Origin of the sequence: Nonomuraea sp. NPDC049419 (assembly GCF_040676995.1) — a bacterium.
Taxonomy (GTDB): domain Bacteria; phylum Actinomycetota; class Actinomycetes; order Streptosporangiales; family Streptosporangiaceae; genus Nonomuraea; species Nonomuraea salmonea.
Genome location: NZ_JBFAQB010000004.1, coordinates 402,020 through 422,150 on the forward strand (window position 1 = coordinate 402,020; position 20,131 = coordinate 422,150).

Below are 20,131 nucleotides of genomic sequence, written 5' to 3' on the forward strand. Positions count from 1 at the left end.
TTGTCAGCGCTCATCCCCCCTCTGGTGGTGGCCGGCGCCTTCATCTTTGGCGTAGTGAAGTTGGTCCGCTCCGAGGCTCTGGGGGGCCGCCGAAACCGCGAGGATCAGCCCGAGCGGCAGAACTGATCGGCTAGTCAGCCGAATCCCCGTAGCGCTGAATTGTCTCCACGCCTTTCCGGGTATATGTTTGGGCAGGCGAATGAACAATGCTCCGCGAAAGGATTGCGTACATGGCCAAGCAGATCCAGGAGATTCTCATCGATGACCTCGATGGGGGCGAGGCCAATGAGACGGTCAGCTTCGCTATTGACGGCTCCTCCTATGAGATTGACCTCAGCGACCTTAACGCGAAGAAGCTGAGGGACGCTCTCACGCCTTTCGTGCAGCACGCGCGCAGGGCGGGCGCCGTATCCACGCGTCGCCGCGGTCGCGGCGGCAGCCGTGCGATGAGCCGGGAGAAGAGCTCGGAGATCCGTCAGTGGGCCAAGGCCCACGGCCTGCCCGTCAGCGAGCGCGGCCGCATCGCCTCCACCGTCGTGGAGAAGTACGAGGCCGCGCACTGACAAGCCCGTCACTCGACCATGCGCTTATGATGTTCGCCTTGGACCCCGGCGGCCGCCATAAGCGCATGATCGTTTCCCCGGCGTCCCGCGAATCCGGACTCCGGTGGAGGATGATCTCCTAAGACGCCCAAATGTGGGCGTTTTGGGCGCGCGCGTTCACTGGCCATCCCCGGCGCCGGTTTCCGGCGGGTTTCCGGCCGGGGCCGCGTTATGCGGGCGAGCGCGCGCCGAAAGCCGTGTGGGGCGGCCGAGCCCATTCAGGAGTACGCTCCGTGTACACCGGGCCGGCCGCCCCCATTGCCGTTCCCGGCATCGTCCGCTTGTGCGCGGGCGAAATCGGCGACCGCCGGGGGTTGACCCGGCCGCCCAACTCTTCACGCGCTGTAGCGTAAAAGCGTGATCCACTGCCGCCGCATCCGGCGGGAAACCCATGGCGGACGGATGCGCGTACGGATGCGCGGCCGCGCGCGATATCCCGGGCCTGCCCTCCGCCGCGGGCATAAGACACGAGTATGAGCAAGCCTCACGCATTGCCGGTTTCCCCAGCATCGGCCCACAATGCGGCCAACTCGCGACCGGCTGACATTCCGATTGCCGTGCACCTGCTGGTGCAAGGATCATGAGGAATGCGACGCATCAACCGGTGACGGCGTCTCATCATGCGGGATGCGTCCGGTAACCGGGCTGACCGGATGCCGCATTACCGATTACCGTCTGTACGGGCGCATGCGGAAGCGCGGTGCGCGCAGGGTGGCGAGTTGTGCTCAGGGCGTAGTGTGCTCGCTTGGCCAAGCCTCGCATCACCACATACGATGACGTCAGAACAGATACGCGGCATCAGCGACGCGCGGGCGAAGCGGCGTCCCCAACGCCGCCTTCGTGCCAGGCGTCCGATGGCCAGATCCGTGAGGGATCCGCGTGCGCCGCGAGTGGCAATTCGCAGTCGCCCCGCCGGGGCGGCTTAAACATCGTTCGCTTGCGGCGTATCGGGAACATGTCACCCCCGAACAGTAGTTGGATGGAGGGTGAACGCCCTGCTCTCGGGGAACGTGTCTGCTATAGAGCGTGTCAGCGGCAGAGGGCACGGTTCGCCGAGCCAGGGCTAGCATGCGGGAGGACGGGACCGGATTTACCGGCCTGACTGACCGCTCTGTGAGGAGCGACGAGATGTTCGAGAGGTTCACCGACCGAGCGAGGCGTGTTGTCGTCTTGGCCCAAGAAGAGGCCAGGATGCTCAACCACAACTACATCGGCACTGAGCACATTCTTCTTGGTTTGATCCATGAAGGTGAGGGCGTGGCCGCCAAGGCTCTGGAGAGCCTCGGCATCAGCCTTGAGGGTGTGCGCCAGCAGGTCGAGGAGATCATCGGCCAGGGCCAGTCGGCTCCGTCGGGGCACATTCCGTTCACCCCGCGGGCCAAGAAGGTCCTCGAGCTGTCGCTCCGTGAGGCTTTGCAGCTGGGTCACAACTACATCGGCACCGAGCACATCCTGCTCGGGCTCATCCGCGAGGGTGAGGGTGTGGCGGCTCAGGTGCTGGTCAAGCTTGGAGCTGATCTCAACCGTGTCAGGCAGCAGGTGATCCAGCTGCTCCACGGTTACCAGGGCAAGGAGCCGGCCGCGGCGGGCGGCCCCCAGGAGTCGGCCCCGTCCACGTCCTTGGTGCTCGACCAGTTCGGCCGCAACCTGACCCAGGCCGCCCGCGAGGGCAAGCTGGATCCGGTCATCGGCCGTGAGAAGGAGATCGAGCGGGTCATGCAGGTCCTCTCCAGGAGGACCAAGAACAACCCCGTTCTCATCGGCGAGCCCGGCGTCGGCAAGACCGCCGTCGTCGAGGGCCTGTCGCAGAAGATCGTCAGGGGCGAGGTGCCCGAGACGCTGAAGGACAAGCAGCTCTACACGCTTGACCTCGGCGCCCTGGTCGCCGGCTCCCGCTACCGCGGCGACTTCGAAGAGCGCCTGAAGAAGGTGCTCAAGGAGATCCGCACGCGCGGCGACATCATCCTGTTCATCGACGAGCTGCACACGCTCGTGGGTGCGGGCGCCGCCGAGGGCGCGATCGACGCCGCCAGCATCCTCAAGCCGATGCTGGCCCGCGGCGAGCTGCAGACGATCGGCGCGACGACGCTCGATGAATACCGCAAATACTTGGAGAAGGACGCGGCGCTCGAGCGGCGCTTCCAGCCGATCCAGGTGGCCGAGCCCTCGCTCAGCCACACGATCGAGATCCTCAAGGGTCTGCGCGACCGCTACGAGGCCCACCACCGCGTGTCCATCACCGATGACGCGCTCGTGGCCGCCGCGCAGCTGGCCGACCGCTACATCAGCGACCGCTACCTTCCCGACAAGGCGATCGACCTCATCGACGAGGCCGGCTCCCGCATGCGCATCCGCCGCATGACCGCGCCGCCGGACCTGCGCGAATACGACGAGAAGATCGCCAACGTCCGTCGCGACAAGGAGTCCGCGATCGACGCGCAGGACTTCGAGAAGGCCGCTGCGCTCCGCGACCAGGAGAAGCAGCTGCAGCTCAAGCGCGAGCGGCGGGAGAAGGAGTGGAAGGCCGGCGACATGGACGTCGTGGCCGAGGTCACTCAGGAGCTCATCGCCGAGGTCCTGGCGACCGCCACCGGCATCCCGGTCTTCAAGCTGACCGAGGAGGAGTCGCAGCGCCTGCTCCGCATGGAGGACGAGCTCCACAAGCGGATCATCGGCCAGGACGACGCCATCAAGGGCCTGTCGCGCTCCATCCGGCGCACCCGCGCCGGGCTGAAGGACCCCCGTCGTCCCGGTGGCTCGTTCATCTTCGCCGGCCCGTCCGGCGTCGGTAAGACCGAGCTGTCCAAGGCGCTGGCGGAGTTCCTCTTCGGCGACGAAGACGCGCTGATCAGCCTGGACATGTCGGAGTTCATGGAGAAGCACACCGTCTCCAGGCTCTTCGGCTCGCCTCCCGGCTACGTCGGCTACGAAGAGGGCGGTCAGCTCACCGAGAAGGTGCGCCGCAAGCCGTTCTCCGTGGTCCTGTTCGACGAGATCGAGAAGGCCCACCCCGACATCTTCAACTCGCTGCTGCAGATCCTGGAAGACGGTCGCCTGACCGACGCCCAGGGCCGGGTGGTCGACTTCAAGAACACGGTCATCATCATGACCACCAACCTCGGCACCCGCGACATCTCCAAGGGCATCGGGGTCGGGTTCGCGAAGTCCAACGACACCGAGTCCAACTACGAGCGGATGAAGGCGAAGGTCCAGGAGGAGCTCAAGCAGCACTTCCGGCCCGAGTTCCTCAACCGTGTCGACGACATCGTGGTCTTCCACCAGCTGACGCCGGTCGAGATCATCAAGATCGTGGATCTGATGCTCGCCCAGGTCGACGCCCGCCTGAAGGACCGCGACATGGGGCTCGAGGTCTCGTCCGAGGCCAAGCAGCTGCTCGCCGACCGCGGCTACGACCCGGTCATGGGCGCCCGGCCGCTGCGCCGGACGATCCAGCGCGAGCTGGAGGACTCCCTGTCGGAGAAGATCCTCTACGGCGAGCTCCGGCCGGGGCAGGTCGTGAAGGTGACGGTGGAGGGCGAAGGCGACGACGCCAAGTTCATCTTCAAGGGGGAGACCTCCTCGAAGATCCCGGACTCGGCCGCCGCGATCGCCGCGCCGATCCAGAACTGACGCCCCTGTAGGGGCTCGGTCGAAAGCCCCCGTGTGAGTCGCTCACACGGGGGCTTTCGCGTGCCCGCGGACCGTTTCACGGGGTTGGGTGACGACCCGCCCACCTCCCACCTACCGGAGTCGTCCACCAGCACGCGGCACCGTCTACGGCCGGCCTGCCTCAACAGCGGGCGTCCGCCGACAGGCGGTGCTGCCCGGGGGCTGGCCCGCTTCACCGAGGGCGTCCGCCAGCGCGCGGCACCGTCTACGGCCGGCCTGCCTCAACAGCGGGCGTCCGCCGACAGGCGGTGCTGCCCGGGGGCTGGCCCGCTTCAACGCGGGCGTCCGCTGACAGGCGGTGCTGCCCGGGGGCTGGCCCGCTTCAATGCGGGCGTCCGCTGACAGGCGGCGGCGTCTACGGCTGGCCCGCCTTAACAGCGGGCGTTCATCGACACGCGTCCCCCACCGCCGCGCCTTTGGGCGGTGCTGGGGGCGGTGGTGAGGGTCTCGGTGTGGGTCAGGGTTTGATCAGGGAGGCGTAGGCGGCGCGGATGTCGGACTTCCTGGAGGTGACCGACATGTCCAGAGGCGGGCCGAGGTCGTAGCCGTAGTAGGTGTAGTGGATGCGGCGCGGGCAGCTGGAGCCGGAGATCTGCACGCTGTTCGGGCCCACGCGCTTGCCGGTGCGCAGCTCGTAGACGCGTACGGGGACCTTCTGCTTCCTGAACGTCACGTTCGCGTAGCCGCCGGGGGCGTGGGCGGAGAGGTACGGGCAGGTCCTGACCGCGGCCCCGTCCTTGGACTCGCCGGCGCAGATCACCAGGACGGCGTCGGCGGGGTCCTTGGCCAGCCACGACTTGGGTAGCCGCGCCTTGTGGTCCTTCCTGCCGAACACCATCGCGCGGTGCGGCCCCTTGCCCCGGTAGGGGGCCGCGCCGTGGTAGGGCGCGGGACGGGTGCAGTACTTGGGCGTGCCGCCGCCCTTGAGGAGCTTGCGGACGTTCGCCAGCTCGATCTGCAGGCCGGCCCGCTTCCTGCCCTTCTCGGCCCGGGCCGCGAGGTCGTCCTTGGGGTACTGGTCGAGCAGCTGCTCGTACTGAGCCTTGGCCTGCTTCCACTCCTTGTCCGCGGCGAGGTCGTCGCCGCAGTCGACGATCGCCGCGGGCGCGACCTTCGGGACGACGTCCGCGGCGCGGTCCAGCACGCCGCCGCCGGACGGACGCTCGGCGAGCCAGTCGGTGATCGTCTTGGTGGCGCAGGCGTCCTTGGTGGGCAGGGCGTCGAGGAATCCGTCCAGGGTCTGGCCCACCTTCGGCTCTTGGCCGGTGGACGCTTCGAGGGCTTGCGACAGGTGGCCGAAGGCCGTGTCCAGGGCTTCGGTGTCGCCGGTCAGGGCGGTGGTCAGCTCGTTCGCGGCCTGCGCGAGGAAGAGGTCGGCCCGGCGTCCCGCCGCGCCCTGCCACAGCGCTCCCGGATGGGCGCGGTAGGTCTCCAGTGTGCGGGCGGCCAGCAGCCGGTCGGTCGTGGCCTGCCGTCCGGCGGTCACCAGCAGGCGGCAGGCGGCGCCGCCGTCCTCCGCCCGGGCGGTCAGCGGGGCGTCGGCCACGTGGTGCCCGGCCCACAGTCCTTCCAGGATGGACAGGGCTTGGGCGCAGTCGCCGCGGCGGTGGGCCGCTGCGGCGTGCTGTTCGACGCGGGTGGCGTCGAAGCGCAGGTAACCGGCGGCCAGCAGGACGAGCAGGGCCGTACCGAGACCTATGAGCCGCTGCCGTCCGCGCTCCCCGGTCGGCGCGCCGCCCGCCAGCCGCCCGCCGTGGGCGATGAGACCGGCCCACCACAGCAGCACCACGCCCTCGAACCAGGTGGTCCGCACGACCTGGGCCAGCAGGACGAGGAGCACGATGGTGACCGCGCCGGTGCCCAAGGCGAGTTTGCGCCGCCCCATCAGGAGGTAGCCGGCGCCCAGCAGCGAGGCGTTGCCGAGGGCCGCGGCCCACGGATCGACGGCCGGCCTCGGCGGAGACGAACGGTCACCGGGACTCACCGGTATCGCACCCATCGTGGCGCCTTCCTCCTGTGAACGGCTCGACATCATTGTCGGCGCCGGGGCCGGGGAGGGGTCCCGAGGGCGTTGTAGGGCCCTGAGGGCGATTTTGGGGGGCTCGTGGCGTTTGTCGGGAGAGCGGGGTAGGTGGGAAGTTCTGCGGCGGTCCCCGGCGCGTACAGACGATCCTCACGCCGTTGCTGCCGGAAAGTGAGGGTCGTTGCGTAATTGTTCTGTGGTCGGGTGTGTCACCACGGCAAGTAGTACTACACTGCGTAGAGCATCGCCAAGTCTCATCCAAGTGAGCCACAAGTGCGTGATCTCATCCTGAGGCTGCTCCCAGCGGAGTAGCGAACCATCAACTCAGGGCGGACGCGCGTACCAGCCGCAGGCAGGCATGCTCACTTGGCTCGCACGTCCGAGGCGGGCGACGGGACAACATCAGCAAGCCGTGGAGGAAACCGATGCGCCTGCGTCACGATGACGGAACGCTCGTTCACCTCGCCTACAACGCAGGCGTCCACCCCGCTGAGGACCTGGAGAACCTCATCGCGCACCTCACCCGATACGCGGTCCCGGTGCGCAAGCGGCTGGGCGTGGAGCGGATGGGGATCGGGTTGTGGCTGTCTCCGAGCGTCGCCGACCACCTCACCGCCGACCGGATCGAGCTCGTACGCCTGCGCCGCTCCCTTGAGGAGCGCGGCCTGGAGGTCGTCAGCCTCAACGGCACCGGCGGCCGCAACCAGGACGTTCCGGGCCCCGACTGGGCCAAGCCCGAGCGCTACCGCTACACGATGGCGCTGGCCAAGATCCTCGCGTTCCTGCTGCCGGAGGACGTCCGGTTCGGCAGCATCTCCACCATCCCCATCGGCTGGCGCCGCGACTGGCCCGCCGACCTGCACTCCATCGCCACCCGCCGGCTCGAGCGGCTGGCCCGTGAGCTGCGCGGCATCTACAGCACGACCGGCAAGACGATCAGGGTCGGGTTCGAGCCGTGGCCGGGGTGTGTGCTGGAGACGACCGAGCAGGCGCTGGAGCGGGTGGGCGGCATCGACTCCGAGCACCTTGGCGTGTGCCTCGACGCCTGCCACCTGGCCTGCGGGGCCGAGGAGCCGGGCGCGGCGCTCAAGGGGCTCGCCGCGGCGGGCGCGCCCGTGGTGAAGCTGGGACACGTGCACAACCACACCGGCGAGACGCCCAGCACCGGGGCCGTGCTGCACGACACGCTGACCGCCATGCTGTCGGGGGCCGTGAGCGGGAGCGCGCACATCGAGGTCGAGACCCACAACCTGACCGTGCCCGGCCGGGCCAAGGGGCCTGGCGCGCTGGTGTCGCTGCTGGCCGAGGAGCTGGCCTGGGCGCGGACGAACCTGACCAGCCTGGGGTTGCAGCTGGCCGCCTGATGCGTCTTCGGAGGGCCCGGTCGCTTGTCGGCCGGGCCTTTCTGCGTTCTCAGAGGTTGCCGAACCAGCCGGGGGTGTCCAGGCGCCAGGGGTTGGCGGGGGTCATGGCGCGCAGGTCGGCTTCGAGGGCGCTGAGGCGCTCCTCGCCGAGCTCGGCGGCCCAGCGGGCGCGCAGGGTGTCGAAGATGCGGGCCGAGCGGGTGAGGGCGTCGATGCCGTACGGGGTGAGGCGGACGAGCTTGCGGCGGCTGTCCTGGGGGTCGGCGGTGCGTTCGACGTAGCCGGCGCTCTCCAGGGTGTCGATGGTCTTGCCGGCCGCCTGTTTGGAGACGCCTAGTGCGCGGCCGAGCTCGACGGCGGTGGTGCCGTCGGCGCCGATGGCCTGCATGACGAAGCCGTGCATCGGGCGCAGGGCGGGGTGGCCCTGGCGGGCCAGCTCGGCGTGCAGCTCGTCGATGAACATGCGGAACGCGAGCAGCAGGCGCAGGGGCAGTTCGAAGCCTGGGCTTGACATGATAGACAACCTGGTTAACTATATTCGACAACGTGGTTGCCTAAATCTTAGGGGTGAAGCCTGGTGGCTGTCATAAGAGGCGCGCAGACGCGCCGGTCGGAGACTCCTGGCGGGGTCATGACGACGTTCGCCTCGCCTACGCAGGGCGGGGCGGCCCGGTCGATGTGGCGGGTCGACGCGCGGCCCGGTGCCGTGGGGCCGGTGCACGACTTCGATGCTGAGCAGGTGTGGAGCTGGATCGCCGGGGCGGCGACCGTCGAGCTGGGCGGGCTGACGTACGCGGTCGCCGCCGGGGACACGGTCGTCATGCCGGCCCGTACCGTGCGGCGGGTCCTCGCCGATCCTGACGCCGGCTACAGCGCCGTCGTCACGGCTCCTGCCGGGGCTCGGGCGCTGGCCGCCGATGGTGCCGATTACGGCGTTCCGCCGTGGATCGCGTGAGAGAGGGGATGGCGATGAGTGTTGTGACGGCGTCGGAGGCGCGGCGGGTCGAGACGCCCAACGGGGTGATGACCACGCTCGCCTCGCCGACGCAGGGGCAGGCGGGGGCGGCGGTCTGGCGGGTGGAGGCGCGGCCGGGCATGGTGGGGCCGGTGCACGCGTTCGACGCCGAGCTGGTGTGGACGTGGCTCGACGGGGCCGCCGTGGTGACGCTGGGCGGCGAGCGGCACGAGGTGGGCGCCGGGGACACGATGGTGCTGCCCCCGGACGTCAGCCGGCAGATGGTCGCCGACGCCGAGCGCGGCTTCGTCTCGATCGTGACCGCACCGGCCGGGGCCGAGGTCTACAACCCGGACGGCAAGTCGGAACCCGACGCCTGCGACCTCGCCCCCAAGAACACAGAGCGCCTCGTGCCCCCGTGGCTGCGGTGAGCCGGCTGCGGTCAGCCCGCTGGGAGCGGTAATCCTGCGGGCGGTCGGTCGAGGACCGGGGTCAACCCGCTGTGCGGTGAGGCCGTGCCCGGGCGGCCGGGCTGGTCGGGGGTTCAGGCGTGGGGGAGGCGGTAGGTGCCGTCGTCCAGTGCTTCGGCCAGGCCGTCGGTGATGAGGCCGTCCAGGGCGCGTTCGCGTTGGGCGTCGTCGTCCCAGACCGCGTCCAGAGCCGACTTGGGGACCGGGCCGTGGGCGGCGCGGAGGACGGCCAGGAGGCGGCCCCGGCACTGGCGGTCGGTGCCGGCGTACGTCTGGCCCTTGCGGGCGGGGCCCGCGTGCGGCGGCTTGCCGTTCAGGCGCCAGGCGCAGAGCCCCGTGATCGGGCAGTCGGCGCAGCGGGGGGAGCGGGCCGTGCACACCAGGGCGCCCAGCTCCATGACGGCCACCCCCCACCGGGGCGCGCCCAGCTCGGGCAGCAGGCTCTCGGCGAGCCGGCGTTCGGCGGCCGAGGTGGCGGTGGGCGGGTATTCCTCGCCGCGGATCGCCCGCGCGAACACCCGCCGCACGTTGGTGTCCAGCACCGCGTGCCGCCCGCCGTAGGCGAAGCTGGCGACGGCGGCCGCGGTGTACTCGCCGATGCCGGGCAGCGACAGCAGCGTCTCGTGGTCGGAGGGCACCTCGCCGCCGTGCTCGCCGGTGATGGCGCGGGCGCAGGCGTGCAGGCGCAGCGCACGGCGCGGGTAGCCGAGCCGGCCCCAGTGGCGTACGGCCTCGCCCGGCTGCTCGGCGGCCAGCGCCTTGGGGGTGGGCCAGCGTTCCATCCACTCGTGCCAGATGGGCAGGACACGGACGACCGGGGTCTGCTGCAGCATGATCTCGCTGACCAGCACCCCCCACGGGGTCGCGTCGGGGGCGCGCCAGGGGAGGTCCCGGGCGTTGTCCTCGTACCAGTCCAGAACGGGGGTGTGCAGGAGGTTCGGCTCAACCACGCGGTCAAGCGTATTCGTAGATTAAGGCCGTCGGCGTGTCGTCACCGAACGTGGTCGCTCTCTCACCATCCTTGGCGTATGGACCCGGATACTCTGCGTGGCGACGGCGGTGACATCTACTGGCGGCGCCGGATGAGCGTACTGGTGGCGGTGCTCGTCGTGGTGGCCGTGGTGGCCTGGGCGTGTTCCAGTGGCGGCAGCGGGCCGGAGCGGGAGTCCCGTGCCCAGTCGTCACCGAGCGTCAGTGCCACGCCGGCCGTCGATCCGCTGCTCGCGGGCCTGCGTACGCTGGCCATGGGCACCGCGAGCCCGTCGCCCACGCCGACGGCCAGCCCCAAGCCGTCACCGTCCGCCCGGCCCAAGCGACCGGGTGAGCCGTGCGCGGAGGAGGACCTCGTCCTCCACCTGCAGGGCGGCGGCAAGGAGCCGATCTACGCGGCCGGCGCGCGGCCGTCGTTCCTGGTGACGCTGGTCAACACGGGTCCGGTGATGTGCACGGCCGACGTGGGGCCGCGGGCCATGGAGGTCCGCATCACCTCGGGGTCCGACCGCATCTGGTCCACGGCCGACTGCGTGAGCGGCGAGGGCACCGACGTCGAGCAGCTGCAGCGCGGGGTGCCGTACGTGCGCTCGCTGGAGTGGGACCGGCGGCGCTCCAGCTCCGACTGCCGCGCCACCCCGCCGTCCGCGCTGCCCGGCACGTACGTGGCCATGGTGCGGATGGGCAAGCTCCGCAGCCCGAAGGGCGTCTTCCACCTGCGCTGACCGGAGAATCACGCGCGGTCGTAACGCGTCACCACCACGCCCGCGTCGCAGACCCGCGACTCCGCGAACCGCAGCCCCAGCCGGTCGCCGCCGCGCGCGAACAGCGGCCGGCCGCCGCCCAGCACCACCGGGTGCACGGCGATGTGGTACTCGTCGATGAGCCCGAGCCCCGTCAGCTCTCCGGCCAGGCCCGAGCCGCCTGTCAGCAGCAGGTCGGCGCCTGGTTGCCGCTTGAGGTCGGTGATGCGTTCCGCCAGGTTGGTGCCGATCACTTCGGTGGCCCAGTCGTCGTGCTCGACGGTGGTAGAGGCGACGATCTTCGGGGTGCTGCGCCACAGGGGGGCGAACTTGAGGACGTGGGGGTGGTCGGACATCTTCTCGGCGTTCGGCCAGAAGGCGACCATGCCCTCCCAGACGCCCCGGCCGTACAGGAAGGTGTCGCTGCGTTCGCAGAGCGCCTCGGAGTAGGCCGAAAGCTCTTCGCCCATCATGGGCCAGTCGAACTCGCCGCCGGGGCCGTCGATGTGGCCGTCGATGGAGGTGTGCACCCAGAAGATGAGCTTGCGCATGGTGTCCGGTCCCTTCAGTGGTTGCTGTCACGAAGGGGTCGGAGCGGATCGGCCGTTCTCGACATCCGGCGAGAAAAAAATGTCCCGGCGCGGAGGGAGGCGTTCCGGCCTGCGGAAACGCGGGGACGACCGGGTCAGACGTAGCGTTCGAGGATGGAGGACTCGGCGAGGCGGGAGAGGCCCTCGCGGACGCTCCGGGCGCGGGACTCGCCGACCCCGCCCACCGCCTGGAGGTCGTCGATGCTGGCCGCGAGCAGCTTCTGCAGGCTGCCGAAGTGGTTGACCAGCCGGTCGACGACCGTGGCGGGCAGCCTGGGCACCTTGGCGAGCAGGCGGAAGCCGCGCGGGCTGACCGGGCTTTCGAGCTGGTCGGCACCGCTGTGGCCGAGCACGCGCGCCACCGCCGACAGGTCGAGCAGCTCGCCGGCCGACAGGTGGTCGAGGTCGTGCACGGCCTCCAGCAGGCGGCGCTGGCGGCGGCCGGCCGGGGCCGGGAGATAGTCGCGGATGACCAGCTCGCGCTCGGAGTCGACGCCGGCCACCAGCTCGTCGAGCTGGAGCGAGAGCAGGCGGCCGTCGGTGCCGAGCTCGACGACGTAGCCCTTGATCTCGTCGGAGATGCGCCTGACCATCTCCAGGCGCTGCGCCACGGCGGCGACGTCGCGCACGGTCACCAGGTCTTCGATCTCCAGCGCCGACAGGGTGCCGGAGACCTCGTCGAGGCGGTGTTTGTAGCGCTCGAGGGTGGCCAGCGCCTGGTTGGCCTTGGACAGGATGGCCGCCGACTCTTCGAGGACGTAGCGGATGCCGTCGAGGTAAAGGGCGATGATCCGCATCGACTTGCTGATCGCGATGATCGGCAGGCCGGTCTGCCGGGCGACGCGCTGCGCGGTGCGGTGGCGGGTGCCCGACTCGTCGGTGGGGATCGAGGGGTCGGGGACGAGGTGGACGGCGGCCCGGACGATCTTGTCGTCGTCGCTCACCACGATGGCGCCGTCCATCTTCGCCAGCTCGCGCAGCCGGGTGGCGGAGAAGTCGACGTCGAGCTCGAAACCGCCGCTGCACAGCTCTTCGACGACACGGTTGTAGCCGAGCACGATCAGCCCGCCGGTCTGCCCGCGCAGGATGCGTTCGAGGCCGTCGCGCAGAGGTGTGCCCGGCGCAACAGCGGCCAGCGCTTCGCGACGGCGGTCGTCAAGACTCCTATCCACCTGACCCCCGTGTCGATCGGTCACCTCAGCTTAGCCGCGCTCAGGTGACGTGTGTGAGTGCGTCCCAGACGTTCTCCGCCTGCACCACCTCGAACCCGGGAGCGAACGCGACCGGCCCGACCGGCACCAGAGCGCGCTGGCCGCCGCGCTTGCGGCCGCCTTCTTCGAGCGATCCGGCGGGCACGAGGGCCCGCTTGAAGCCCAGCCTGGCCGCCTCGGTGAGCCGCCTGCGGACGTCTTTGACCGGACGCAGCTCGCCCGCGAGACCGACCTCACCGAGCGCCACCAGACCGGCGGGCAGCGGCTTGTCGCCTGCCGCGCTCGCGACGGCCAGCATGACCGACAGGTCGACGGCCGGATCGGCCAGCCGGATGCCGCCGACCGTGGCGGTGAAGACGTCGCAGCCGCCGAGCCTGGCGTTGAGCCGCCGCTCCAGCACGGCGAGGATCATCTGCACGCGGTAGGTGTCGAGGCCGGAGGAGGTGCGGCGGGGCTGCTGGGCGTCGGTGCGCGCGACCAGCGCCTGCACCTCGGCGGGCAGCGGGCGGGTGCCCTCGACGGTGACGGTGACGCAGGTGCCGGGCACCGGCTCGCTGCGCCGGGAGACGAACAGCCCGCTCGGGTCGGTGATGCCCTCGATGCCGCGCTCGTGCAGGTCGAAGCAGCCGACCTCGTCGGTGGGGCCGAACCGGTTTTTGATCGCGCGAACCATGCGCAGCCGGGAGTGGCGGTCGCCCTCGAAGTTGAGCACCACGTCGACCAGGTGCTCAAGGGTGCGGGGGCCGGCGATGGAGCCCTCTTTGGTGACGTGGCCGACGATGAGCGTGGCCATGTTGCGCTCTTTGGCCAGCCGCACGAGGTTGGCGGCCACCTCGCGCACCTGCGTGACGCCGCCCGGCACGCCCGTGGCCTGGGTGGTGCCGATCGTCTGGACGGAGTCGACCACGAGCAGCTGCGGCTGCACCTTGTCGACGTGGGTGACCAGGGCCGCCAGCTCGCTCTCCGCGGCGAGATAGAGCTGGTCCTGGATCGCGCCGATGCGGTCGGCGCGCAGCCGCACCTGGGCGGCGGACTCCTCGCCCGTGACATAGAGGACGGTGGTGCGCTCGGCGATGCGGGCGGCGGCTTCGAGCAGCAGCGTGGACTTGCCGATGCCGGGCTCGCCCGCCAGCAGCACGACCGCGCCGGGCACCAGGCCGCCGCCGAGCACCCGGTCGAGCTCGCCCACGCCGGTGGTGCGCGCCGCCGCCACCTCGGCCTTGACCTGGCCGATCGGCAGGGCGGGAGCGCTGGTGGCGCCGGCCTGCACGACGGTGGCGCCGCGGGCGCCCTCTTCGTCGACCGTGCCCCACGCCTGGCACTCGCCGCACCTGCCCACCCACTTGGGGGTGCGCCAGCCGCACTCGGCACAGCGGTATCCGGGCTTCTGGGCTGTCTTGGCCATGAGGAGCAGGCTAGCGCCCGGGGCCGACAATCCCGCCCGTACGGATCAGGAAAGGCCGAGTTCGGCCTCCAGCAGGCGCTTCGGCTTGGCGCCCACGATCTGCTTGACCGGCTCGCCGCCCTCGAACAGCAGCATCGTCGGCACCGCCATCACGCCGTAGCGGGCCATGATCTCGGGGTTCTCGTCGGTGTTGAGCTTGCCGATCGTCAACCCGTGCTCGGCCTCGATCTGCTCCAGCACGGGACCCACCATCCGGCACGGCCCGCACCACTCGGCCCAGAACTCGACCAGCACCGGCTTGTCGTTCCTGAGCACCTGTTCCTCGTAGTTCTCGGTGGTCAGCGTGATCATCTTCATCCTCTCACGAAGCAACCTGGGCAGGACTGGGCGAGCTGGGCGGCCACCTCGGCGCGCCGGGCGAGCAGCACCCGGATCTCCTGGTCGATCTCGCTGAGCTTGCGCTCATAGACCTCGACCGACTCGGCGCACGAGCCCCCTGAGCTGTGGCCGCGGCGCAGGCAGTCGACGAACGGCCGCGTCTCCTCCAGCGTGAAGCCGATCTGGAGCAGCGCGCGGATCTCGGAGACGAGCCGGACGTCGTCCTCGGTGTAGGTCCGGTAGCCGTTGGACGCCCGCCGGGCCTGGAGCAGGCCGTTCTTCTCGTAGTAGCGGAGGGAGCGGGTGCTCACTCCGGTGCGTTCCGCCAGCTCACCGATGCGCATGCGGCCAGGCTAAACGTTGACATCGGCGTCAATGTCAAGCGCTCAGAAGAAGCGCCAGCGCAGCACGTTGGGGTAGGCCAGCTCAAGGCCGGGCGTCTCGGCGATGGCCTGCTCGGCCACCTCGGGGGCGAACTCGATGCGCAGCACCGCCTCCAGGTCGGCCCTGCGCCGGAAGACCATCCTGAGGTCGAGCGGCCTGCGCTGCCAGCCGTGCCGGTCCCAGAACGCCTCGACCTCGCGGGCGGAGTAGGTCGGCACCGTACGCGAGAACCACCGCCCGAACGGCCCCCGCGTCGCGTCGAGGTCCACCACGAACGCGGCGCCGCCCCTGCGGACCACCCGCGACAGCTCCCGCAGCCCCGGCTCGCACCCCGGCCCGAAGAAGTACGCCCACCGCGCCATGGCGACGTCCACCCCGGCGTCGGGCAGCGGCAGGTCCTGGGCCGCGGCGGCGTGCACGGTCACGTTGGGCAGCCCCGTGCAGCGGCGGCGGGCCAGCGCGGCGAGGTCGCCGTGCGGCTCGACGCCGATCACCCGCGCCGCCTCCGCGGCCAGGATCGGCAGGTGGTAGCCGGTGCCGCAGCCGATGTCGAGCACGGTGGCGCCGGCCCAGGGACGCAGCGCGCGCATCGCGGCATCGGCGGCACCGTCGGGGTCGGCCGCGCGGTTCTCCAGCTCGTAGATCTGGGGCGTGTTCCAGATGTTGGGGCTGGGGATGGCGCCCTTCGCGATCCGTGGCATGCGTCCCACGCTAGGGCCTTTCTTGCACTCCACCGGACGGGGCAGAAGGGCCTGACGCGCCAGATCGGCTTCTCCGGCTTAGGCTGGCTACGTGGCTGATGTCATCCGCGTGCCCAATGCGAAGATCGCATTGTCCACTGCTTCGGTATATCCGGAACGCACTCCCGACGCGTTCGAGCTCGCCGCCCGCCTGGGCTATGACGGCGTGGAGATCATGGTCGGGGCCGATCCCGTGAGCCAGGACATCGACGTGATCGAGCGTCTGTCCGATCACTACGAGGTCCCCGTCCTGGCCATCCACGCGCCCTGCCTGCTGGTGACGCAGCGGGTGTGGGGGCGCGATCCCTGGGCCAAGCTGGTCAAGGCGCAGAAGGCGGCCGAGCGGCTCGGCGCGTCGACGGTCGTGGTCCACCCGCCGTTCCGCTGGCAGCGCGACTACGCGCGCGACTTCGAGAACGGGCTGGCCAGGATGCGCGACGAGACCGACATCACGTTCGCGGTGGAGAACATGTTCCCGCTGCGTGCCAGGGGCAACGACGTGGTGCCTTACTCGCCTGACTGGAACCCCATCGACTACGACTTCCCCCAGGTCACGCTCGACCTGTCGCACACCGCCGTGTCCGGCTCCGACGCCATGGAGATGGCGACCAAGCTCGGCGACCGGCTCGCGCACCTGCACCTCGCCGACGGGCTCGGCGTGACCAACAAGGACGAGCACCTCGTGCCGGGCAGGGGCAACCAGCCGTGCGCGCAGATGCTGGAGCGGCTGGCCGGCAACGGCTACTCCGGGCTGGTGGTCCTCGAGATCAACACCAGGAAGGCCGCGAGCCGCACCGAGCGCATCGACGACCTGGCGGAGGGCCTGGCCTTCGCCCGGCTGCACCTGGCGGCGTCCACATGAGCGGGCCGCTCAAGGATCTGGCACGGACGTTCGACCGGGTGGCCGACGCCTACGACGAGGGGCGGCCCGGCTATCCCGACGAGGTCTACCGCGCGATGACGGAGGTGTCGGGCGTCGAGCTCGACGGCGCCACCACGGTCGACGTGGGGGCCGGCACCGGCATCATGACGCGGGCGCTGCGGGCGCGCGGCTCGCGGGTGATCGCGGTCGACCCCGGCGAGCCGATGCTGGCCCACCTGGTCGCCAGGTCGGCGGCCGAAGCCGGGCAGGAGGCCCGCCCGGCGCCCGGGGCGGACGGCGGGCGGAAGCCCGGCGCGAAGGCCGGCGCGAGCGGCGCGGCGAGGGTGCCGCTGGCGGCGGTGCTGGGTGACGGGAACGCGCTGCCGCTGGCCGACGGCGTGGCCGACCTGGTGACGTACGCGCAGTCGTGGCACTGGCTCGACCCCGCGGTCTCCATCGCCGAGGCGCGGCGGGTGCTGCGCCCCGGCGGCGCGATCGTGGGCTGCTGGAACTTCAACCACGCCGCCCAGGCCGACTGGCTGGCCGCCTACGAGACCAGGCTTGCCGAGGAGGTGCCCACCTACTACGGCCCGGCGGTCGAGGAGTGGTCGGTGCCGCCGATCGCGTCGGCGTTCGAGGTGATGGGGGAGCGCTGGATCCCGTGGACGCGGCTGGTCGGCATCGAGCACTTCCTGCTCGACCTGCGCTCCCACTCCTACATGGCGGCGCTGTCGCCGGAGCGGGCCGACGAGGTGGTGGGCCGGCGGCGGGCGGAGCTGCGCGCGGCGTTCCCCGAGGGCGTGCTGTCGGTGCCGATGCGGGTCTATCTGGCGGTGGGCCGGTGAGGCGCTGCCTGCCGGGCGGGGTGCCGCGATGACCAGTCAGCGGCGGCGGCCGGGGCGCAGGCCGGGCTCGGCCGACACGCGCGGGGAGATCCTGGCGGCGGCGCGGAAGGTGTTCGCGGAGAAGGGGTTCGACAAGGCGACCGTACGCGGCATCGCGCGGGAGGCCGGCGTCGATCCGGCGCTCGTGCATCACTATTTCGCCACGAAGGAGGGCATCTTCACGGCGGCCCTGCGGCTGCCGGTCACGCCGGAGGAGGTGATCCCGCTCCTGCTGGAGGGGCCGCGCGAGGAGATCGGGACGCGGCTGGTGCGCATGCTGCTGCGGGTGACGTCAGAGCCGGAGACGCGCGAGCCGATGGTGGCGCTGCTGCGCTCGGCGATGACCCACGAGCAGTCGGCCACGATGTTCCGCGAGTTCATCTCGAACGCGCTGCTCTACCAGGTGGCCGACCGGCTGGGGGTGCCGCCCCTGCGGGTGGAGGCGGCCTTCGCGCAGATGTTCGGCGTGATCCTCGCCCGTTACGTGCTCAAGCTGGAGCCCCTGGCGAGTGCGAGCCACGATGAGCTGGTCGAGCTGCTGGGGCCGACGGTTCAGCGCTACTTCTGCGGGTAGAGCATTGTTCTAGAATGGGCGATGACCTTAGGGTATGTCGCGTGAGCCAGTAAAGTTACTCGTGGGTAGGATTGTGGTACATGCCTGCGCGGCGGGTGACCGTACGCTGACAGCCAACGTCGTCTGTGGGAGGACCCGTGCTCTGGGTAGCCGTCATCGGGCTCGTCATGACCGTCGCGGCGGTGGCCGTCGCCGGCCGGAGGGTGCTGTTCCTGTACAAGCTCGCGACCGTGGGCCCACCGGCGCCCGAGCGGACCGAGTACGCCAAGACCCACGTGGGCGACGAGATCAAGGCGCAGCTCGTCGAGGTGTTCGGGCAGAAGAAGCTGCTGAAGTGGACGTCTTCGGGCGTCGCGCACTTCTTCGTCATGTGGGCGTTCTTCATCCTGCTGACCGTCTACATCGAGGCGTACGGCGCGATCATCCAGGGCGCCGTCACCGGCACCCCTGACTTCCACATCCCGCTCATCGGCACCTGGGCGGTGCTGGGCTTCCTCCAGGACTTCATCGCGGTGGCCTGCGTGCTCGGCCTGGTCGCCTTCGCGATCATCCGCGTGCGCAACTCGCCGAAGCAGCTCGGCCGCGGCTCCCGCTTCTCCGGCTCGCACCTGGGCGGCGCCTGGCTGGTCCTGTTCATGATCTTCAACATCATCTGGACTCTCTTCCTGGCCAGGGGCGCCGCCGCGGCCAACGGCAACCTGCCCTACTCCTCCGGCGCGTTCGTCTCGCTCGCGCTCGGTGACGTGCTGCCGCAGAGCGCGCTGCTGGAGGAGATCGCGCTGCTCCTGCACATCGGCTTCATGCTGGTGTTCCTGGTCATCGTGGTGAACTCCAAGCACCTGCACATCTTCACCGCCCCGCTCAACGTGCTGTTCTCCCGCCGCCCCGACGGGATGGGCGGCGCGCCCGAGCTGCGCGTGGACGGCAAGCCGGTCGACTTCGAGGACGAGGACCTCGACCCCGAGCGGCTCGGCCGCGGCAAGATCGCCGACACCACGTGGAAGGGCTTCCTCGACTTCTACTCCTGCACCGAGTGCGGCCGCTGCCAGTCGCAGTGCCCGGCGTGGAACACCGACAAGCCGCTGTCGCCGAAGATGCTCATCCTCGACCAGCGCGACCACGCCTTCGCGGTGGCCCCCTACCTGCTGGCCGCCCAGAACGGCGTCGAGCACAAGGACACCGACGTGCTCGCGCTGCTGGACAAGCCGCTGGTCGGCGAAGAGGGCGTCATCCACCCCGACGTGCTGTGGTCGTGCACCAACTGCGGCGCCTGCGTCGAGCAGTGCCCGGTGGACATCGAGCACATCGACCACATCCTCGACATGCGCCGCTACCAGGTGATGGTGGAGTCGTCGTTCCCGTCCGAGGCGGGGGTGATGGTGAAGAACCTGGAGAACAAGGGCAACCCGTGGGGCATGTCCGAGATGAAGCGGGCCGACTGGATCGGCGAGCTCGACTTCGAGGTCGAGGTCGTCGAGGACAAGATGCCCGAGGACGCCGAATACCTGTTCTGGGTGGGCTGCGCGGGCGCGCTGGAGGACCGGGCGAAGAAGACCACCAAGGCCGTGGCGGAGCTGCTGCACATCGCGGGCGTCAAGTTCGCGGTGCTCGGCCCGATGGAGGCGTGCTCCGGTGACCCGGCGCGGCGGCTGGGCATGGAATATCTGTTCAACATGCTCGCCCAGCAGAACATCGAGACCCTCAACGAGGCGGGCGTCAAGAAGATCGTGGCCACCTGCCCCCACTGCTTCAACACGCTGGCCAACGAATATCCGCAGCTCGGCGGCACGTACGAGGTCGTGCACCACACCCAGCTGCTGGCCAAGCTGGTCGACGAGGGCCTGCTGACCCCGATCACCCCGATCGAGGAGAAGATCACCTACCACGACCCGTGCTTCCTCGGCCGCCACAACAAGGTCTACTCCCAGCCGCGCGACATCATGGCGAAGGTGCCCGGCGTGCAGACCCAGGAGATGCACCGCCACAAGGACCGCGGCTTCTGCTGCGGCGCCGGCGGTGCGCGCATGTGGATGGAGGAGCGCATCGGCAAGCGCATCAACACCGAGCGCGTGGACGAGGCGCTGACCACGAATCCCGACACGGTCTCGACCGCGTGCCCGTTCTGCATGGTGATGCTCGGCGACGCGATCAACGAGAAGAAGAACAACGGCGAGGCCAAGGAATCGCTGGAGGTCGTGGACGTCGCCCAGCTCCTGATCAAGTCCGTCAAGAGCGCGCCCTGACCGTAACATGTCGGACTCCTCCACATGTGATGTGGAGGAGTCGC

19 protein-coding genes are annotated in these 20,131 nt (G+C 70.1%); 10 read left to right on the forward strand and 9 right to left on the reverse strand.

Annotation, left to right across the window (positions count from 1 at the left end; translation table 11 throughout):
- The first annotated feature begins 230 nt into the window (after positions 1-230).
- Together AB0K12_RS15925 and AB0K12_RS15930 are read left to right on the forward strand one after the other, a co-directional pair.
- A complete protein-coding gene (locus AB0K12_RS15925) occupies positions 231-563 on the forward strand; it encodes an Lsr2 family protein (RefSeq protein ID WP_090937978.1) in 333 nt (110 codons plus the stop codon).
- A 1,167-nt stretch (positions 564-1,730) separates the two neighbouring features.
- Positions 1,731-4,232, forward strand: coding sequence for an ATP-dependent Clp protease ATP-binding subunit (locus AB0K12_RS15930; protein ID WP_355412604.1), 2,502 nt, complete (start codon positions 1,731-1,733; stop codon positions 4,230-4,232).
- 496 nt (positions 4,233-4,728) lie between these two features.
- On the opposite strand, the gene AB0K12_RS15935 is transcribed toward AB0K12_RS15930, so the two are convergent.
- Positions 4,729-6,270: a hypothetical protein gene (locus AB0K12_RS15935; RefSeq protein ID WP_364560749.1), complete on the reverse strand. Its 1,542-nt coding sequence runs from the start codon at positions 6,268-6,270 to the stop codon at positions 4,729-4,731.
- Between the two features lie 449 nt (positions 6,271-6,719).
- Between AB0K12_RS15935 and AB0K12_RS15940 the strand changes: the two genes are divergently transcribed.
- Positions 6,720-7,658: a TIM barrel protein gene (locus AB0K12_RS15940; RefSeq protein ID WP_355412600.1), complete on the forward strand. Its 939-nt coding sequence runs from the start codon at positions 6,720-6,722 to the stop codon at positions 7,656-7,658.
- 49 nt (positions 7,659-7,707) lie between these two features.
- Here the strand turns inward: AB0K12_RS15940 and AB0K12_RS15945 are convergent, their stop codons facing one another.
- Positions 7,708-8,172, reverse strand: coding sequence for a MarR family transcriptional regulator (locus tag AB0K12_RS15945; RefSeq protein WP_364560754.1), 465 nt, complete (start codon positions 8,170-8,172; stop codon positions 7,708-7,710).
- Between the two features lie 63 nt (positions 8,173-8,235).
- On the opposite strand from AB0K12_RS15945, the gene AB0K12_RS15950 reads away from it, so the two are divergent.
- Positions 8,236-8,613, forward strand: coding sequence for a cupin (locus AB0K12_RS15950; RefSeq protein ID WP_364560757.1), 378 nt, complete (start codon positions 8,236-8,238; stop codon positions 8,611-8,613).
- Between the two features lie 14 nt (positions 8,614-8,627).
- A complete protein-coding gene (locus AB0K12_RS15955) occupies positions 8,628-9,044 on the forward strand; it encodes an AraC family ligand binding domain-containing protein (protein WP_364560760.1) in 417 nt (138 codons plus the stop codon).
- 113 nt (positions 9,045-9,157) lie between these two features.
- Here the strand turns inward: AB0K12_RS15955 and AB0K12_RS15960 are convergent, their stop codons facing one another.
- Entirely contained in the window at positions 9,158-10,033 is an 876-nt protein-coding gene (locus AB0K12_RS15960; protein ID WP_364560762.1) for an A/G-specific adenine glycosylase, read from the reverse strand.
- Between the two features lie 78 nt (positions 10,034-10,111).
- Here AB0K12_RS15960 and AB0K12_RS15965 point away from each other — a divergent pair, with 78 nt between their 5' ends.
- Positions 10,112-10,798: a hypothetical protein gene (locus tag AB0K12_RS15965; RefSeq protein ID WP_364560764.1), complete on the forward strand. Its 687-nt coding sequence runs from the start codon at positions 10,112-10,114 to the stop codon at positions 10,796-10,798.
- An 8-nt stretch (positions 10,799-10,806) separates the two neighbouring features.
- On the opposite strand, the gene AB0K12_RS15970 is transcribed toward AB0K12_RS15965, so the two are convergent.
- From AB0K12_RS15970 to AB0K12_RS15995, 6 genes are all read right to left on the reverse strand, one after another.
- Entirely contained in the window at positions 10,807-11,367 is a 561-nt protein-coding gene (locus AB0K12_RS15970) for a dihydrofolate reductase family protein (protein ID WP_364560766.1), read from the reverse strand.
- Between the two features lie 134 nt (positions 11,368-11,501).
- On the reverse strand, positions 11,502-12,578 hold the full coding sequence (gene disA, locus AB0K12_RS15975) for a DNA integrity scanning diadenylate cyclase DisA (protein WP_345392320.1): 1,077 nt from the start codon (positions 12,576-12,578) through the stop codon (positions 11,502-11,504).
- A gap of 40 nt (positions 12,579-12,618) precedes the next feature.
- The gene (radA, locus tag AB0K12_RS15980) at positions 12,619-14,022 is read right to left on the reverse strand and encodes a DNA repair protein RadA (protein WP_364560771.1); all 1,404 of its coding nucleotides are present in this window, start codon (positions 14,020-14,022) and stop codon (positions 12,619-12,621) included.
- 45 nt (positions 14,023-14,067) lie between these two features.
- Complete coding sequence (trxA, locus tag AB0K12_RS15985) at positions 14,068-14,373, reverse strand: thioredoxin (protein ID WP_364561427.1); 306 nt, start codon at positions 14,371-14,373, stop codon at positions 14,068-14,070.
- Positions 14,374-14,375: 2 nt separating this feature from the next.
- Positions 14,376-14,744, reverse strand: a complete 369-nt coding sequence (locus tag AB0K12_RS15990) for a MerR family transcriptional regulator (RefSeq protein WP_364560774.1) — start codon at positions 14,742-14,744, stop codon at positions 14,376-14,378.
- A 42-nt stretch (positions 14,745-14,786) separates the two neighbouring features.
- Positions 14,787-15,485: a class I SAM-dependent methyltransferase gene (locus tag AB0K12_RS15995; RefSeq protein ID WP_364560777.1), complete on the reverse strand. Its 699-nt coding sequence runs from the start codon at positions 15,483-15,485 to the stop codon at positions 14,787-14,789.
- Between the two features lie 91 nt (positions 15,486-15,576).
- Between AB0K12_RS15995 and AB0K12_RS16000 the strand changes: the two genes are divergently transcribed.
- The 4 genes from AB0K12_RS16000 to AB0K12_RS16015 all read left to right on the forward strand — a co-directional run bounded on the left by AB0K12_RS16000 (position 15,577) and on the right by AB0K12_RS16015 (position 20,087).
- Complete coding sequence (locus AB0K12_RS16000; RefSeq protein WP_364560780.1) at positions 15,577-16,386, forward strand: sugar phosphate isomerase/epimerase; 810 nt, start codon at positions 15,577-15,579, stop codon at positions 16,384-16,386.
- Positions 16,383-17,231, forward strand: coding sequence for a class I SAM-dependent methyltransferase (locus tag AB0K12_RS16005; protein WP_364560783.1), 849 nt, complete (start codon positions 16,383-16,385; stop codon positions 17,229-17,231). Before AB0K12_RS16000 ends, AB0K12_RS16005 begins: the two co-directional genes overlap by 4 nt.
- Before the next feature lie 28 nt (positions 17,232-17,259).
- On the forward strand, positions 17,260-17,844 hold the full coding sequence (locus tag AB0K12_RS16010; RefSeq protein WP_364560786.1) for a TetR family transcriptional regulator: 585 nt from the start codon (positions 17,260-17,262) through the stop codon (positions 17,842-17,844).
- Between the two features lie 137 nt (positions 17,845-17,981).
- Positions 17,982-20,087, forward strand: a complete 2,106-nt coding sequence (locus AB0K12_RS16015; RefSeq protein WP_364560788.1) for a (Fe-S)-binding protein — start codon at positions 17,982-17,984, stop codon at positions 20,085-20,087.
- Positions 20,088-20,131 lie beyond the last annotated feature (44 nt).